Source organism: Winogradskyella sp. (genome assembly GCF_965228925.1).
GTDB lineage: Bacteria > Bacteroidota > Bacteroidia > Flavobacteriales > Flavobacteriaceae > Winogradskyella.
Window position 1 is genome coordinate 3,173,013 of sequence record NZ_OZ245845.1, and the last position, 17,974, is coordinate 3,190,986.

The window sequence follows — 17,974 nt, forward strand, 5'->3', positions numbered from 1 at the left end:
CGTTTTATAATTATCGGTTTGTGTCAATGGCTTTTCTTTATCAATCGTTTGGTTACGGCCCCCCTTGCATTGCCGATCACCACCAGATAGACCCCGTCGTCATAGGGGCGCATATCTATCGGTCTGTCATCGTGCCTTTCCTCCTGTACGATGAGCCTTCCGCTGATGTCGTATACCCTCACGCTGTGCATGGTGCCCAGTCCTTTTATGCTGAAGCTGGCGCTTGCGGGGTTGGGATATAGCGCTATGCGATTATCTTCGTTGCCGGCTATACCGAGTGTACCCACTCCGGCTTGCGAACAGTCATAGGTATCATCGGTGATCTGTGTGCCGGGGCTATTGGTACAGTCCGCCGTTCCGGTTCCTCCGCATGCGGTAAAGAACTGGTCCTGGAAGACCCCGTCGCTAAAGAAACAGATACCGGCATCCTGTGCGGCGTCTTGATAGCGTATCTTGATATGGAACAGGACCTTCGGTGCTGCGTTCACCTGAAGTTCCGTTGCGGTTTGCAAGCCTGCCAGGGCGATGTTCTGCTGGAATGACAGTGAGACCCTGGATGCGGTGTTGTCGTTCTGCACAAAATCCTTGTATGCCGGTGCGAAGGCCCCGAAGCTGTGCCCGAGTATGGAGCCGTCGGGCTGGCTGTATTCTATGTTGCCGTTGGCCGATACGTTCTGCCCGAAGGCCCCGTTGGCGTAATCGATATAGACCTGTCCCGAGCCGATGTATAGGTCCGTAGAGCTCGATATGAGGATATCCGCCTCGTAGAAATCATCGGTGCCGTCATTGGTGATCTGCGCATTGGCAAAGGCCAGAGCGACGTCGTTGGACATCGGTCCGGTCGGCATGTTCCTGCCGGACTGCGCCCCACGGCCAATGTTGGGGCTGATCAGTATGTTGACGTCCGTGTTCTGTACCTGTGTATTGGCGTCCATGTCTGCGGCATCGTAGCCCGACCCGCCTATCAACTGGATCACGGCATTGGCGTCCGCGTTCTGTACCTGTGCATTGCCGTCATGGTCGCCGCTGTACATCCCGTACGATCCGTTGGCCAACAGTACCAGTGCATTGCTTCCGCCCTCTACCGCGGTCAGGTTGGAGGATAGGTCCACAGCGGCTGTGGTAGTGCCCAGCGTCTGCGTTGCGGCGGTCATGATGCCGACATGGTTGCGGTGTTTAATGGCCACATAGTAATTGCCTGAGGATTGATAGAATACCAATGATGATGTACCATTTATATCAACAATATCCCCATCGCGCTGCAAGAGTGCCGAACGGCCATCGATTACGATGGTGCTATCCGTAGCATCGCGCAGCTCCACCCATACCCAGTCTACGATAGCGTTGCTTCCCGTGGTGCTGAAGACCGATGCGTCACAGGTAAGCCCATCGGTATAGGGACTGGTGGTGGGTAAAAGATTACCTGCCCTCAGGTCATCACGCATCAACGTCTCTTCGTTAGTAATGGGGGATATAGCAGCACCTTGCAGATATGCTTTTGGTGCTAAGCTCACATAACAATCTGTGGCTTGCCCATTATCGGTAATCACCCAACTGTATGGATCACTGGTTAAAATTAGACGTGCTGCTGCTGCTAAACAGTATTTGCTGGTGCCTGCATGGAAAGTGATTACGGAAGGGATGTCATCGGTATTATCATCTGCAGAACCACTGGTGTCGGTGCTCCAGCCAATCAAGGTAGAATCATAGTTGAGTGAGGATAAGCCTGCAGATTCGAACATATTTTCGGCAGTGCTCAAACTACTGAGGTCCCAATCGCCAAGGTTCTGATTAAAGGCACTTGCCTCTTTGAACATACCGGTCATATTAGTAACATTGTTAACATTCCAGCTACTTATATCCTGATCAAAGGCGGATGCTTCCAGAAACATATTTGCCATAGTGGTCACACTATTTGTGTTCCAACCACTAATGTCCTGGTTGAAGGCACTGTTACTTGCAAACATACCCGACATATTGGTGACGCTAGCCGTGTTCCAGGAACCGATGTCCCGGTTAAATGACGTATTATCGAACATTCCGCCCATAGTCTCCACTTTGGCCACATTCCATAAACTGATATCCGCATTGAAGGCGCTTGCATCCATAAACGTCTGATCCATTAAAGTCACATTGCTTGTGTTCCAACCGCCAATGTCCTGATTGAAGGCAGTTGCATTCCAAAACATTCTGTTCATATTCCAGACACTGCTCGTGTTCCAAGAACCGATATCCTGGTTAAAGGCGCTTGCATTCATAAACATCTGACCCATTCTTTGCACGTTGCTAGTGTTCCAAGAACTGATGTTCCCGTTAAAGGCAGTTGCTCCCGCAAATGTGTTGGTCATATTAGTCACGATGGACGTGTTCCAGGAACCGATATCCTGGTTAAAGGCGGATGCATTCCAAAACATCCCACCCATATGAGTCACATTGGCTGTGTTCCAGGAACCGATGTCCTGGTTAAAGATTGTTGCTCCATTAAATGTTCTTCTCATATTGGTTACGCTACTCGTGTCCCAAGAACTGATATTCCCATTAAAGGAGTTTGCAGATTCAAACAGGGCTTCCATATTGGTCACGTTGCTTGTATTCCAGTTAGGGAAGCTTGTCGTTCCGATAAGTGCCCCACATCCATCGAACATACGGGACATACTGGTGACTCCACTCAGATCGGGGGCGTCGGTCGCCTTGATCTTCAAATTGTTACAGCCGCTAAATGCATTCTGCATTGCGCTCCAGGATATGTTGCTTCCCCATTGGTCTACGGAGAGCAGCTTTTCTTTATCTCCCCCATAGTTGAACTTTATCCCGGTCAGAGTCCCAGCCCCGGAGGCGGCATTGCGAAGGACTAACTTTATCTCCCCAGCGGTATAGTTATAGAGGGTAACATCCACAGTGGTGGTCCCGTTCTTATCGAATAGGTCATAGGTGCCGTCATTACCCACGTCAATATCGTAGGTCCCTACAGCGGGTATAACGATAAGGTTACCGCTAGAGCCATTATTGGTCGTGTTCCAAGTGGTGACGAAATTTTCGCGAACAACTGTCACTATAAAGGAGCAGGTCTCAGAGCTTCCGGAGTCGTTCTCGGCATAGAATACATTGGTTGTTATCCCCACGGGGAATGTGGAACCCGAGGGCAGTCCAGAGGCCAGGATCGGGCCTGCGCTGTAGTCGTGGTACTCGATGACTACTTTTCCGGTAAAGGATCCACCTGCATCACTCCACTCTCCGTTGGTCCCCATTGTTGCATAGGCGCCAGTATCGTTTGGTTCGCCGTTGGCCCAGTTGGTGTAGGTGGCGGGCTGCCCGCTCTGCCACGCATAGGTATCGTCTGTGGTAGCATCATTGATCCCGATAATGATAGACGCACTTATTTGGTCTTTCAGGTAATCGTTCTCTGCCTGTGAGTTGATGGTCACCAGTTCATAGCCGTTGGTCTGTGCGTTGTTATAGGCCGCAGTTATGGAAGTGGTACCGGTTGAAATAAAATAGGTACTGTTGCCAAAGCTCCCCAACTCCTCAAACCCGGAGACTGAAGTCGGAACGGTGGGGAGGGATCCGCAATTATTCAATGTGGGCGGGGTATAGATGATGGTATTGTTAAAGTCCGCTATGATGTCCGCAGGACAATTGTTCAATATGGCATTGCTTATGGTTACGTTGAACGCACAGGTATTAACGTTTCCGGAGATGTCCTTGGCATAGAACGTATTGGTCGTGGTCCCCGATGGGAAGGTCGAACTCGAGGGGAGTCCCGAAGCCAGAATGGGCCCTGTGCTGTAGTCGTGGTACTCGATCACCACACGGGCCCCGGTATAGCTATCTCTTGCATCATCCCATTTGCCACTACTGGTCACCATTACCGCATAGTTCCCCCCAACATCGTTGGGCTGTCCCACACCCCAATTAGTATAGGTGGCGGGCTGTCCGCTCTGCCACTCGTAATCAATATTTGTGAAGTTGGGATCATTGAACCCGATTAGGAGTCGATCGACCCCACTAAGATTAGTGGCCAATGTCTGTATAGCGTTGTTCTCTGCCAGTGAATTGATGGTCACCAGCTCATAACCGTTGGCCTCGGCGTTGGCATATGCCGTGCTTATCTGAGTATTCTGGTCCGAGATAAAATAGGTGCTGTTGCCAAAGGTCCCGAGCGATGAGAACCCGGTTGGTGCAGTCGTGGGAACGGTGGGAAAGCAGTCCGATACCGATGGCGGTGTATAGGTGATGGTAGCGTTACAGCTAGAGATGTCGGCCGGACAGGCAGTAAATGTGGGAAGTGTACTGTCTTCTACGGTCACTGTGGCGGTACAGGTATCTGTATTCCCCACAGGATCCGTGGCTGTCAGCGTAACGGTTACTGGGCTACCCAGATCGTCACAGTCGAAGGTATCGATATCCACAGACAGGGTGACCGTACCACTGTCATCAGTGGATCCATCATCAATATTGGATGCCACGATGGTAGCAGCATTATTGGTGCCCAATTGTACGGTAATGTCCTTGCATACCGCCGTAGGGTTTTCGTCCACGTTGGTTACCGTAATGGAAATATCCTCTACACCCGTCAGCCCTTGAGAATCCGTTACCGTGACCTGTATTAGATAGACATTGTTTGTATCATCGTCAATGGGGTTCTCATAATCGGGGGCACTGATAAAGGCCACCACCCCCGTGGCCGTATCGAGGCTGAACAGGCCGTTGTCCGTACCTCCATTGTTGCCGGTACTAAAGCTATAGGTGAGTCCCGAGCCTTCCGAATCGTAGTCATCGCTGGCTGCCACATCGATCGCTGCGGTCTGGTTCTCCGATACGCTCGGGGTAACGGAGCTGGTGATGCTCGGGGCCGTGTTAGACGCATAGGTCACCGTAAAGGAGCAGGTCTCGATGGTTCCAGAAGTGTTTTTGGCATAGAATTTATTGGTCGTGGTCCCCAAGGGGAATGTCGAACCTGATGGCAGTCCCGAGGCCAGGATCGGGCCCGAGCTGTAGTCGTGGTATTCGATGACGACCTTTCCACTATCGGATCCACCCACATCGCTCCATTCTCCGTTGGTCCCCATTGTTGCATAGTTTCCAGTATCGTTTGGCTCGCCGTTGGCCCAGTTGGTATAGTTGGCGGGCTGTCCGCTCTGCCACACATAGTCGTCCTCGGTGCCAACATCATTGATCCCTATAATGATAGGCGCACTTATTTGGTCCTTTAGCCAATCGTTCTCCGCCTGTGAGTTGATGGTCACCAGGTCATGGCCGTTGGCCTGTGCATCGGTAAATGCTGCACTGGCAGAGGTGGTGGCTGTTGAGATGAAATAGGTACTGTTGCCAAAGGTGCCCAGTGATGAGAACCCGGAGGGTGCAGAGGTGGGAAGGGTGGGTAATCCACAGTTGTCCGGTAACTCTGGCATTGTATAGTCGATGGTACTGTTAAAACTCGTGATGTCAGCGGGACAATTGTTCAATAGGGTATTGGTGATGGTCACATCAAAGGAACAGGTCGCCGAATTGCCGGCACCATCTTTGGCATAGAAGGCGTTGGTCGTGGTCCCCGAGGGGAAGGTAGAGTCCGAGGGGAGTCCCGAAGCCAGTATGGGCCCTGTGCTGTAGTCGTGGTACTCGATGACCATACGGGCCCCGGTATAGTTACCTCTTGCATCATCCCATTTACCACTATTGGTCACCATTACCACATAGTTACCCCCAACATCGTTGGGCTGTCCCGTACCCCAATTGGTATAGGTGGCGGGCTGTCCGCTCTGCCACTCGTAATCAACATTTGTGAAGTTGGGATCATTGAACCCGATCAGGAGCCGATTGGCCCCACTAAGATTAGTGGCCAATGCCTGTATAGCGTTGTTCTCTGCCTGCGAGTTGATGGTTACCAGATCATAGCCGTTGGCCCCGGCGTTGGCATATGCCGTGCCAATATGGGTATTCTGGTCCGAGATAAAATAGGTGCTGTTGCCAAAGGTCCCTAGCGATGAGAACCCTGAGGGTGCAGTGGTCGGAACGGTGGGGAAGCAGCTGTTCGATACCGAGGGCGGTGTATAGGTGACGGTAGCGTTACAGCTAAGGACGTCGGCCGGACAGGCAGTAAATGAGGGAAGTGTACTGTTTTCCACGGTCACTTCAACGTCAATACTGGTAACATTACCATCCGCATCTGTGGCCCTCAACTGAACGGTATTGGTTCCAAGATTTGCACAGGTGAACGTGGATTGGCTTAAACTGAGCGTTGGTGTACCGCAGTTGTCCGTAGCGGTAATTGAAAAATCACCGGCAGCTACCGTTGCGTTTCCCGAAGCGTCCAACTGTACCGTAATACTCGTGGTACTGAAAGCAGGTGAGAGGTCCCCGCGTACCCACACCCTGTGGATGGTACTATAAGCGTTTAGATTACTACCAACGGTAATATCATCGACTTCCCAACGGCTATCTAATCCACGTATTCCCCAGTGGGCCACACCACCATTAAAGAACGGGAACTCGGTCAATGCTCTATCCCCCCTATTTCCATATGTGTGGGGAGCATTTTGGGGTATGGAGGCCGTATGCGAGGAAAGCAGGTTGTAGTTGGCGGTATTGTTGATACCCGCAAAGCTTCCCGACCCCGTCTTTACATAGTCCACCGCACTTGCATATGAGGTGGTAAAGTCGATGATATCACCGGGGTCTCGCGAGGTCTGGCCGTAAAGACGCATCTCTTCAAAATCGATGGCATTGGCCAGCGTATTTCCGATATGCCCCCAGTTTGAGGTCCCTGCCTCACTGTCCCCCAATGTGGATGACCCTTTCAGTGGCAGGTCCGAGTTCCGTACCACAAGTTCGGAGTTGTCTCCCGCTTGGTGGACGTAGTTCAGTACCATGAGCCACCCTTCATCCAGAACGCCCTGAAAGGTACTGCCGTTGAAAGAAAAGTAGTAGGTGCCCGAGGTACTTCCAATTACTGCGGGATCGATCGAGGTAAAGGGATCGGTCGCGGTACCTGTTCCTGCAATGTTTGTAAAAACAGGTTTAAAAGGATCTTCTACGGTCACGGTGGCGGTACAGGTATTTGTATTCCCCGCAGGATCCGTGGCTGTCAGCGTAATGGTTACGGGGCTACCCAGATCGTCACAGTCGAAGGTATCGATATCCACAGACAGGGTGACCGAACCACTGTCATCAGTGGATCCAGCATCAACATCGGCCGCCACAATAGAAGCAGTACCGTTGGCGTTTAATTGTACGGTAATATTTTGGCATGCCGCAACTGGATCTGTAGTATCTTGCCCCCAGCTCAATGGAGTAACACCTATACATAAGATAACGAAGAGGATAAATGTATGTTTCATAGTTTATGTTTTTTAATTATATAGTGTCTTTAACTATTGCGAGAGGAGTTACTGCTCCTAGGAACGATCGGCTTTACGGATGCTATTTACGAGTATCCCCTGCTTTGGTAACCTTGGAAGTGGCCAATCGCTTAGCGGTTTCGTTTTGAAGGCGTGCCAAGTCGACTGTCTCAGCAGAACGCTATTGGGCCGGTGTTAAGGTCCAGGGTTCATTTTGATGTTGTCCCATGAGTGCTGTTGAACACAAAAGGCAACACATAAAAATTTCGTTTAAAAAATAGATTTGGTACATAACTAAAGAGGTTATTAAAAAGTTTTGGTCTAATATACACTCGGACCTCATGGCCTGAAATAAGAAGCAACACGTAATAACTACGTGTTATCACGTATTAGGGCTCTAAGGACCCTGGGTCCTCCGAATCCCATGGTCACGGGGCGACCAGCCTATTTTGAGGGCCGTATTTTCACCGTTCTAAACCAGAAAACCCCCTTAATTGCTCAAGGGGGTTTTGCACATTTTGCTGACCTGAATCTTACCCCTTTAAAAAGTTCAACAAAATAGCGTGCATCATTTAAGACTGGTTGTAGCGAGCGATGCCCCTTCCGTTTTTGGCCATAAGGTAAAACGGTTCTGCCATGGCATGGCAAGCAGCTCAATCAAAGGGATTGTCTCCGGGATCCGGTGGGGACGAGGACTGTGCCCTTAAGGGATCGAGTATAACGAATGTGCCCAGTGCGGTAAGGGCGGCGTATTTTCCGAGCTTTGCTACGGCTTTCCTACGGGTCATCCCATTGTCTTTATGATTGTGTCTGTTCATCTATGTCCTGGTATTTGTAATGTTGTTGTCCATTCTTTTTATTATTGGGTCTTGGGCCGCAACGCCATGTGTGCCCACGATCCAAGGGGCTGGCTTTTGTCGGTTATCCAAGGGCCATGATCCCTTGTTCGCTATTAATTCAATCCTAGGGAAGGACGATGTATCATGGCCCTTTTCAATAACCGTTTTTTTTAAAAATTCGTTGCATATGCCTTAGGGTCAGTCCAATATGACCTTATGTGCTTTTCGCACATCACCGTTATTGAGCTCAACAAGGTAAACGCCCCCATTGAGCGCACCGGCCTCTATATGCCGTACCATCACATGGGGTTCCAACGCGCCCTGCATGACCAAACGTCCCTGTATATCGTACAGCTTAAAGTCGGTACTTTCCACAAGCTGTCCCTCGATAAGGATATGCCCTTCCCGGGCATAGACCCTCACTCGGTCGATCTCGTGGCTTCCCGTGGATAGGAGGCCGTTGGAAAAGCCGAGGTAAAACCGCCCCGTCCCGTTAAGGTCGCCGGTAGGGGTTATGCCAAAGGTTTCCGTGTTAAGGTGGGCCACCTGTTGCTCCTGGACATCCATCAGGTATATATCCACGTCCTGGGGCAGGTTTGAACTTTCTATACCGATGGTCAGGGATGTGCCCGCACCGGCATTGATCCCCAGCGGAACGAGGTCGTCGCTTGTATATATATCTTGTGGCAGTGATTGGATGGCAAGATCGATGCCCTGATCATCGGCGACCAATCGCGAATAGATCGAAAATGCACCGGCCACATTGCCGAACACCCCGGCATCGTAACCTGGGTCCAGACCATAGGTGGAGTTGCCGTTAAAATAAAGGTCGGTATGTGAAACGTTACCGTTGCCGGCCAATTGCAGCCTTAAGTGCTGGTTGTCGTCCGTTGTACGCCCGGTGATAAAATCATCGCTGCTCCCGTGGCTCCGCATGCTGGGCGAAAAACTGATCCAGCCGCCATTCTCGGTGGATACGAAAAAGCCCTGCCCAGGGGCAATAACCGTACCGGCCGTCGTTGTGTTCAGGTTATAGATGGTCCAACCGTCGGAAGCATCGCCGTCATAGCCATAGATGGCCACATTGGTCGCCCCGAGCACGGAGGCATTGGTGGCGTTGTTCAAGAATGCCTGTACGTTGATATAGGACGGATAGGGGTTTCCGATAAGGTTCCATTTGCTGAATTCCAGCGGGCCGGAGTTGGATATGGATACGCTGACACCGGAGCGGTTGATGCCACCGCTAAAGTCCAGGGTGCCGTTGTCCGTCGTGGCGGCCCTGTAGCCCATGCCGGGTGTCAGTGCATCGGTGGCCGTACTGGAATAGGTGAGATAACTTCCCGAGGTCTTGTCGAACGGCCCGAAGAGGTATAGCGTGCCCGCTGTATTTGATGGGATGTTGCCGTTAGCGGCCAACAGGCCGTCAAAGGTCTGTCCGGTCACGGGCGGCGATATGAGGTCGTTGCCGCCCGAAGTGGCCACCTGGTTGACATGTCGCCTGTAGGTGACCGTGGTCCCCGATAGGGTGCCGTCCAGGATCAGGCTCGCATAGTCCGTCGAGGTCGATTCGAGGACGATATCGGTTATGCCCAGGGTTACGGAGGGGGATACGTCCACATCGGCATCCGGTTCGACGATCAGGGTGTTTAGGCTGATGTCCGCGCCGAGGGTGAGGGCTTCCGATTTACGTACCAGTGCGTTTCTCGCGCCGGTACCTTGCGAAGGGGCCTCGTTCCAGGCGCTATTCTCATAGACCAGCCAATCGAGGATCTGGTCGTTGCCGTTGCTTCCCGGTGAGCCCAGGTCCGGCGATATGCCCTCTGCCGCCGTGGCGGCCTGCCAGAGGCTGCCGCTGTTGTTGTTCTGTATGTTGCTGCCGGTATAGACCATGGCCGCGCCGTCTGGGTCTGGCCAATCGGTGCCGCCATCGTATTCCACGCGGTCGATCTCCGTGGAGGCCGCATCGGTGAGAATGATCTCGTCCGCGGTATTGTCCAGGGCAATGCCGGAATACTGGTAATGTACCTCCACGCCGCCATTGGTCGCCGGATCGTCGTTGATCCCCAGGACGATAAAGCCCCCGGGCGCTACGATAAGGTCCGTTGCGATGGTATGCGTATCGGTTCCGCTGTCCGAGATGGTCCACCCTTTGAGGTTCACAGGCTCGGTCTCATTGTTATAGACCTCAAAATACTCGCCGTTGGCATCGGTGACATCGTCGGGGTTCTGCATGACCTCGGTGATCATAAGGTTCCCCGTGGCCAGATCGACGTTCACCGTAAAGGAACAGGTCACCGAATTGCCGGCCCTATCCTCAAGATAGAGCGTGTTGGTCGTGGTCCCCAAGGGGAAATCGGCCCCGGGGGGCAGCCCTTCGACAAGGACCGGTCCGGTACTACTGAACTCGATGACCACACGGGCCCCGGTAAAGTTACCCCTTACATCATCCCATTTACCGCTACTGGTCTGCATTACCGCATAGTTCCCCCCGAAATCGTTGGGCTGTCCCGTACCCCAATTGGTATAGGTAACGGGCTGTCCGCTCTGCCACTGGTAATCGACATTTGTGAAGTTGGGATCGTTGAGCCCTATTATGAGTTTATCGGCCCCACTAAGATTGGCAGCCCATGTTTGTATAGCGTCGTTCTCTGCCTGTGAATTGATGGTCACCAGCTTATGGCCGTTGGTCCCGGCGTTGGCATATGCGTTGCCGATATGGGTATTCTGGTTCGAGATAAAATAGGTACTGTCGCCAAAGGTCCCCAAGAGGGAGAACCCCGATACCGAAGTGGGAACGGCAGTGTAATCGTTGTACTCGATGACCACATGGGCCGTAAAGTTAGCGCGCCTATCGTTCCATAGGCCGTCGGATCGCATTTCCCCATAATCCTCACCTCCCCCAAAATTGTTGGGCTCGCCACTGTTCCAGTTGGTATAGGAGACCGGTTGTCCGCTCTGCCACTCGTAGGTTCCCTCCGTGGAAATGTCGTTGATCCCGATAAAGACGGGCGAGCTTATCCGGCCCTGAAGGTAATCGTTCTCCGCCTGTGAATTGATGGTCGCCAGCTCATAGCCATCCAGCTCGGCACTGGTAAATGCACTTCTCGCAGTGACGGTATCGTCCGAGATAAAATAGGTACTGTTGCCAAAGGTCCCCAAAAGGCTGAATCCGGGCACCGATGTGGGAACGGCGCGGAATCCGCAGTTGTCCGAGAAGGTGGGGGCATAGGCCACGGGTACGGCAGCACCGGTACTGCTAGTACTTGTAATATCTGCAGGACAGCTGATCGTGGGGGCGGTATCGTCGACTACCGTTACGGTAAACCGGCATGTGCTCGTATTGCAAGAGGCATCGGTGGCCGAAAACTCGACGATGGTATCCCCGGGGGGGAAGGTACTCCCATTGGCCGGCCCGAGGGTCCGTGTTACGGTCAACGACTGTCCGCTAGCATCTTGGGCCGTTGGGGGCGTATAGCTTACCGTGGGATTGCAGCTCCCGGTGGCGGTGATATCGGCGGGACAGTTGCTGAAAGTCGGGGGAGAAGCCGTATCGAACGTAATGGACCAGCTGTTCAGGGTGCCGGGGTCCGGAGTTTCGTTGTCACAGACGAGCAGGGTCCAGGTCCCATTGGATGCCTCCCCCGCAAAGGCCGATGCAAAGGTCCCTCCCTGTGGCCGGAACACTCCCGTAAACGGAGCACTCGCAGAAGCAATGTTGTCCCCTCCGTCCTGGAACATGGTCCCGGTGAAATTGTCACCATCGCCCCCCACACCGACTGCAAGGTTAAGGGTGGTTCCCCCTGGGCTTTTCAGGCGGATTTGTAGATCCTCATTCCAGCGATGACTTATATCGAGTGCTACGGAGGCGATGGCGACATCCGTCCCGAGGGTGCCCACAAGGGTGGATGTGGCCGTAAAGGATGTGTTGGTGGGGCACCCTCCATCGGGAATGCCCCCCGTACCGCCAGCGAACGCATTCGAGATGATCACATCAAAGGAACAGGTGGCCGAATTGCCGGCCCTGTCCTCGGCATAGAAGGTATTGGTGGTGGTTCCTCCCGGGAAATCGGAGCCAGAGGGCAGCCCTTCGGCAAGGACCGGACCTGCGCTGTAGTCGTGGTACTCGATGACCGCATGGGCCGTAAAATCACCGGGCCGATCGTTCCATAGGCCATCGGACCGCATTTCCCCGTAGTCCTCATTTCCCCCAGAGTTGTTGGGTTCACCACCGCCCCAGTTGGTATAGGAAGCCGGTTGCCCGCTCTGCCATGCGAAGGTATTCTCTGTGGCGACATCGTTGATCCCGATAATGATACTTGAGCTTATCTGGCCCTTCAGGTAATCGTTCTCCTCTTGGGAATTGACGGTCACCAGCTCATGGCCGTACAGCTCGGCATCGGCAAATGCCTTTAGAACTTCTACGGTAGTATCAGAAATGAAATAGGTACTGTTGCCAAAGGTCCCCAAAAGGCTGAACCCGGGCACCGCGGTGGGGACGGAACGGAATCCGCAGTTGTCCGAGAAGGTGGGTGCGGTGTAGGCCACCGAATTGCAGCTGCTTGTAATGTCCGAAGGACAGCCGGCCGCGGTGGGGGCGGTGTTGTCGACTACCGTTATGGTAAACCGGCATGTGCTCGTATTGCAATAGGCATCGGTGGCCGAAAACTCGATGAGGGTATCCCCAGGGGGGAAGGTACTTCCAGTGGCCGGTCCCCGGGTCCGTGTTACGGTCAGTGACTGGCCACTGGCGTCCTGGGCCGTGGGGGCCGTATAGCTTACCGTCGGGTTGCAGCTCCCGTTGTTGACGGTGATATCGGCTGGACAGTTGCTGAAGGTCGGGACCGAACCCTTAATAAATGTAATGGACCAGCTGTTCAGGGTGCCGGAGTCCGAAGCTTCGTCGTCACAGATTTGCAGGGTCCAATCACCATTGGATGCCTTCCCCGCAAAGGCCGATGCAAAGGTCCCCCCCTGTGGCTGGAACGTTCCCGTAAACGGGGCACTCGCAGAAGCAATGGTGGCACCCCCGTCCCGGAACACGGTCCCGGTGAAATCGTCACCGTCGCTTCCCAGATCGAGCGCAAGGTTCAGGGTGGTCCCATCCGGGCTTTCCAGAACAATATCCAGGTTATCCGTGGAGGTATGGCTTATATCGAGTGCTACGGAGGCGATGGCGACGTCCGTTCCCAGGGTGCCCACAACGGTGGATGTGGCCGTAAATGGGGTATTGGTGGGGCACCCGTTATCGGGAATGCCCCCCGTACCGCCGACGAATGTCCCCGGGACTGTAACATCAAAGGAACAGGTGGCCGAATTGCCGGCACCATCCTCGGCATAGAAGGTGTTGGCCGTGGTCCCCAACGGGAAAACGGAGCCGGAGGGGAGTCCTTCGGCAAGGATTGGGCCTTGACTGTAATCGTGGTACTCGATGACCGCATGGGCCGTAAAGTCAGCGCTTTGATCTTGCCATTGGCCGTCGGACCGCATTCGCCCATAGTGCTCATTTCCCCCAAAATTGTTGGGATTACTACCGCGCCAGTTGGTATAGGAAACGGGTTGTCCGCTCTGCCACTCGAAGGTCCCCTCGGTGGCAACATCGTTGATACCGATGATGATAATGCCGCCTGTTTGGCTCTGCAGGTAATCGTTCTCCGCCCGGGAATTGATGGTCACCAGCTCATAGCCATTTAGTTCGGCATCGGTAAAGGCTACTGAAGCCATTACGGGGTCGTCCGAGATAAAATAGGTACTATTGCCAAAGGTCCCCAAAAGGCTGAACCCGGGCACCGTATTGGGAACGGTGGGGAATCCGCAGTTGTCCGAAAAGGTGGGCGCGGTGTAGGCCACCGGATTGCAGCTGCTTGTAATATCCGAAGGACAGCTGGCCGTGGTGGGGGCGGTGTTGTCGGTTACCGTTACGGTAAACCGGCATGTGCTCGTATTGCAATCGGCATCGGTGGCCGAGAACTCGACGATGGTGTCCCCGGCGGGGAAGGTACTCCCAGTGGCCGGTCCCCGGGTCCGTGTTACGGTCAGTGACTGGCCACTGGCATCGCTGGCCGTGGGGGCCGTATAGCTTACCGCCGGATTGCAGCTCCCGTTGTTGACGGTGATATCGGCTGGACAGTTGCTGAAGGTCGGGAGCGAACCCTTAGCGAACGTAATGGACCAGCTGTCCAGGGTACCGACATCCGAAGCCTCGTCGTCACAGATTTGCAGGGTCCAGGTCCCATCGGATGCCTTCCCCGCAAATGCCGATGCAAAGGTCCCGCCCTGTGGCTGGAATACCCCCGTAAACGGGGCGCTCGCCGAGGCAATGGCAGCACCCCCGTCCCGGAACAGGGTCCCGGCAAAATTGCCACCGTTGCCCCCCACATCGAGCGCAAGGTTCAGGGTGGTCCCATCCGGGCTTTCCAGAACAATATCCAGGTTGTCTGTAGAGGTATGGCTTATATCGAGTGCTACGGAGGCGATGGCGACGTCCGTTCCCAGGGTGCCCACAACGGTGGATGTGGCCGTAAATGGGGTATTGGTGGGGCACCCGTTATCGGGAATGCTCCCCGTACCGCCGACGAATGTCCCCGGGACTGTAACATCGAAGGAACAGGTGGCCGAATTGCCGGCACCATCCTTGGCATAGAAGGTGTTGGTCGTGGTCCCCAACGGGAAAACGGAGCCGTTGGGTAGCCCTTCGGCAAGGACCGGGCCTTCACTGTAATCGTGGTACTCGATGACCGCACGGGCCGTAAAGTCAGCGCGCCTATCGTTCCATTGGCCGTCGGACCGCATTTCCCCGTAGTCCTCATTTCCAGAATTGTTGGGCTCACCATTGCCCCAGTTGGTATAGGAAGCCGGTTGCCCGCTCTGCCACTCGAAGGTCCCCTCGGTGGAAAGGTCGTTGATCCCAATGACGATGGATGCGCCACCTGTTTGCTCGTTCAGGTAATCGTTCTCCGCTTGTGAATTGATGGTCACCAGCTCATGGCCGTACAGCTCGGCACTGGCAATGGCCTTTCCCGCGGTGATTTTTTCGTCCGAGATAAAATAGGTACTGTTGCCAAAGGTCCCCAATAGGCTGAACCCGGGCACCGTGTTGGGAACGGGGGGGAATCCGCAGTTGTCCGAGAATGTGGGCGCGGTGTAGACCACCGGATTGCAGCTGCTTACAATATCCGAAGGACAGCCGGCCGTGGTGGGGGCGGCGTTGTCCACTACCGTTACGGTAAACCGGCATGTGCTCGTATTACAATCGGCATCGGTGGCCGAAAACTCGACGATGGTATCCCCGGGGGGGAAGGTACTCCCAGTGGCCGGTCCCCGGGTCCGTGTTACGGTCAGCGACTGGCCACTGGCATCGCTGGCCGTGGGGGCCGTATAGCTTACCGCCGGATTGCAGCTCCCGTTGTTGACGGTGATATCGGCTGGACAGCCGCTGAAGGTCGGGAGCGAACCCTTAGTGAACGTAATGGACCAGCTGTCCAGGGTGCCGGTGTCCGAGGCCTCGTCGTCACAGATGAGCAGGGTCCAGGTCCCATTGGATGCCTGCCCCGAGAAGGCCGATGCAAAGGTCCCTCCCTGTGGCTGGAACGCCCCCGTAAACGGGGCACTTGCGGAAGCAATGGAGGCCCCTCCGTCCCGGAACACGGTCCCGGTGAAATTGTCACCGTCGCTTCCCAGATCGAGCGCAAGGTTCAGGGTGCTCCCCCCCGGGCTCAACAGGCGAATTTCCAGGTTGTCCGTAGAGGCATGGCTTATATCGAGTGTTACGGAAGCGATGGTGACGTCCGTCCCCAGGGTGCCCGCGACCGTGGATGTGGCCGTAAATGAGGTATTGGTGGGGCACCCGTTATCGGGAATGTTCCCCGTACCGCCGACGAATGTCCCCGGGACGGTAACATCAAAGGAACAGGTGGCCGAATTGCCGGCCCTGTCCTCAACATAGAAGGTATTGGTCGTGGTCCCCAACGGGAAATCGGAGCCAGTGGGCAGTCCTTCGACCAGCACCGGAGCTTCACTGTAATCGTGGTATTCGATCACCACATAAGCTGTGTTAGGGCCAATGTGTTGAAAGTTAGGAGTTACATCATTCCATCGACCATTATGATGGTTCATTATTGTATGGTCCTGTCCACCAAGATCATTGGGCTGGGAATTATCCCAATTGGTATAGGAGACCGGTTGTCCGCTCTGCCATACGAAGGTTCCCTCCGTGGCAACATCGTTGAGCCCGATGATGATGGGTGAGCTTATCTGGCCCTGTAGGTAGTCGTTTTCCGCTTGGGTATTGATGGTCACCAGCTCATAGCCATTTAGCCCGGCATCGGAAAATGCTGGGAGAGGGAGAGTTTTTTCATTCGATATAAAATAGGTACTGTTGCCAAAGGTGCCCAATAGGCTGAATCCGGGCACCGAGGTGGGCACGGTGGGGAATCCGCAGTTGTCCGAAAAGGTGGGCGGGGTATAGGTCACCGGATTGCAGCCGGTTGTAATATCCGAAGGACAGCTGACGGTCGTGGTGGGGGCTGTGTTGTCGGTTACCGTTACGGTAAACCGGCATGTGCTTGTATTGCCATCGGAATCGGTAGCCGAAAACTCGACGACGGTATCCCCGGCGGGGAAGGTACTCCCAGTGGCCGGTCCCCGGGTCCGTGTTGTGGTCAGTGTCCCGTCCTCGGTATCGCTGGCCGAAGGGAGCGAATAGCTTACCGTCGGATTGCAGCTCGCGTTGTTGACGGTGATATCGTTGGGACAGCTAATGACCGGGTCCGAACCTATGTCGAACGTCATGGACCAGCTGTTCAAGGTGCCCGAGTACAGACCTTCGTCATCACAGATGAGCAGGGTCCAGGTCCCATTGGATGCCTCACCCGAAAAGGTCGATGCAAAGGTCCCTCCCTGGGGCTGGAACGTTCCCGTAAACGGGGCACTCGCGGAAGCGATGGTGGCCCCTGAGTCCCGGAACACGGTATTGGTGAAATTGTCACCGGCATCTCCCACACCGATCGCAAGGTCTAGGGTACTCCCCCCCGGACTTAACAGGCGGATCTGCAGATCCGCTGTCCAGCGATGGCTTATATCGAGTTCTAAATAAATGTCGTTGATATCCGTGCCGAAGGTGCCCACGGCCGTGGATGTGGCCGTAAATGACGTATTGGTGGGGCATCCGTCGTCAGGAATGGCCCCCGTACCGCCAATGAATGTCAGTTGGGCGTAAGCCGGTTGTAAAGAGGACAGGCACAGGCCAAGGGCCAATACTATCGGCAATGCTCTTAATACGTTAATATTTGGGCTATTGACTGCTGTTAAGGGCAACAATCGCATTTTCTGTAATTGTGTTTTCATCGTGATATGTGGTTATTTGATTCGGTATGATTCATCGGGTTGGTCAATGGTTGAAAGGCTCCGTTTGGTTTGGGTACGGCCACAGTTGTTTTTGTAGTACACTTTTTAGGACAATGGCCACCGGTATTTATGGGGCCATCAGGATTTCGGGCCCTGTTATCGGGGTCTTTTATCGTTGTTACGGTAAATGGCGTCGGCCGGTCTGTTATTTTCGGTTTTGGTCCCGTTCTCGGCTGTTTCCAAAGGATAGCGAGGATTATGGTCGGGGGTTGGGATTTGGGTTTTATTTTGAATCTTAGCTGTAGGAGGGAGGGTGTGCATAAAACACAAGGGGTAAACCATAAAAGTACTGTAGGGGTAAATAGATCCATGATTATTAAGAAGTTAATACCAACATAAAGATATGCTCGGGCCTTATGGCCTGAAATAAGAAGCAACACGTAATAACTACGTGTT

The 17,974-nt window shown here is 54.0% G+C and carries 4 protein-coding genes; 1 reads left to right on the plus strand and 3 read right to left on the minus strand.

From position 1 onward, the window contains the following. Positions 1-23: 23 nt before the first annotated feature. The gene (locus ACO052_RS13090) at positions 24-7,337 is read right to left on the minus strand and encodes a BspA family leucine-rich repeat surface protein (protein ID WP_422104224.1); all 7,314 of its coding nucleotides are present in this window, start codon (positions 7,335-7,337) and stop codon (positions 24-26) included. Positions 7,338-7,973: 636 nt separating this feature from the next. Here ACO052_RS13090 and ACO052_RS13095 point away from each other — a divergent pair. Continuing rightward, positions 7,974-8,141, plus strand: a complete 168-nt coding sequence (locus ACO052_RS13095; protein ID WP_422104222.1) for a hypothetical protein — start codon at positions 7,974-7,976, stop codon at positions 8,139-8,141. A 233-nt stretch (positions 8,142-8,374) separates the two neighbouring features. On the opposite strand, the gene ACO052_RS13100 is transcribed toward ACO052_RS13095, so the two are convergent. Both ACO052_RS13100 and ACO052_RS13105 read right to left on the minus strand, forming a co-directional pair. Further along, positions 8,375-17,518 (minus strand): HYR domain-containing protein, encoded by a 9,144-nt coding sequence (locus ACO052_RS13100; RefSeq protein ID WP_422104225.1) that lies wholly within the window; start codon positions 17,516-17,518, stop codon positions 8,375-8,377. After that, on the minus strand, positions 17,515-17,889 hold the full coding sequence (locus tag ACO052_RS13105) for a hypothetical protein (RefSeq protein ID WP_422104226.1): 375 nt from the start codon (positions 17,887-17,889) through the stop codon (positions 17,515-17,517). The genes ACO052_RS13100 and ACO052_RS13105 overlap by 4 nt, the downstream gene beginning before the upstream one ends. Between the last annotated feature and the right edge of the window lie 85 nt (positions 17,890-17,974).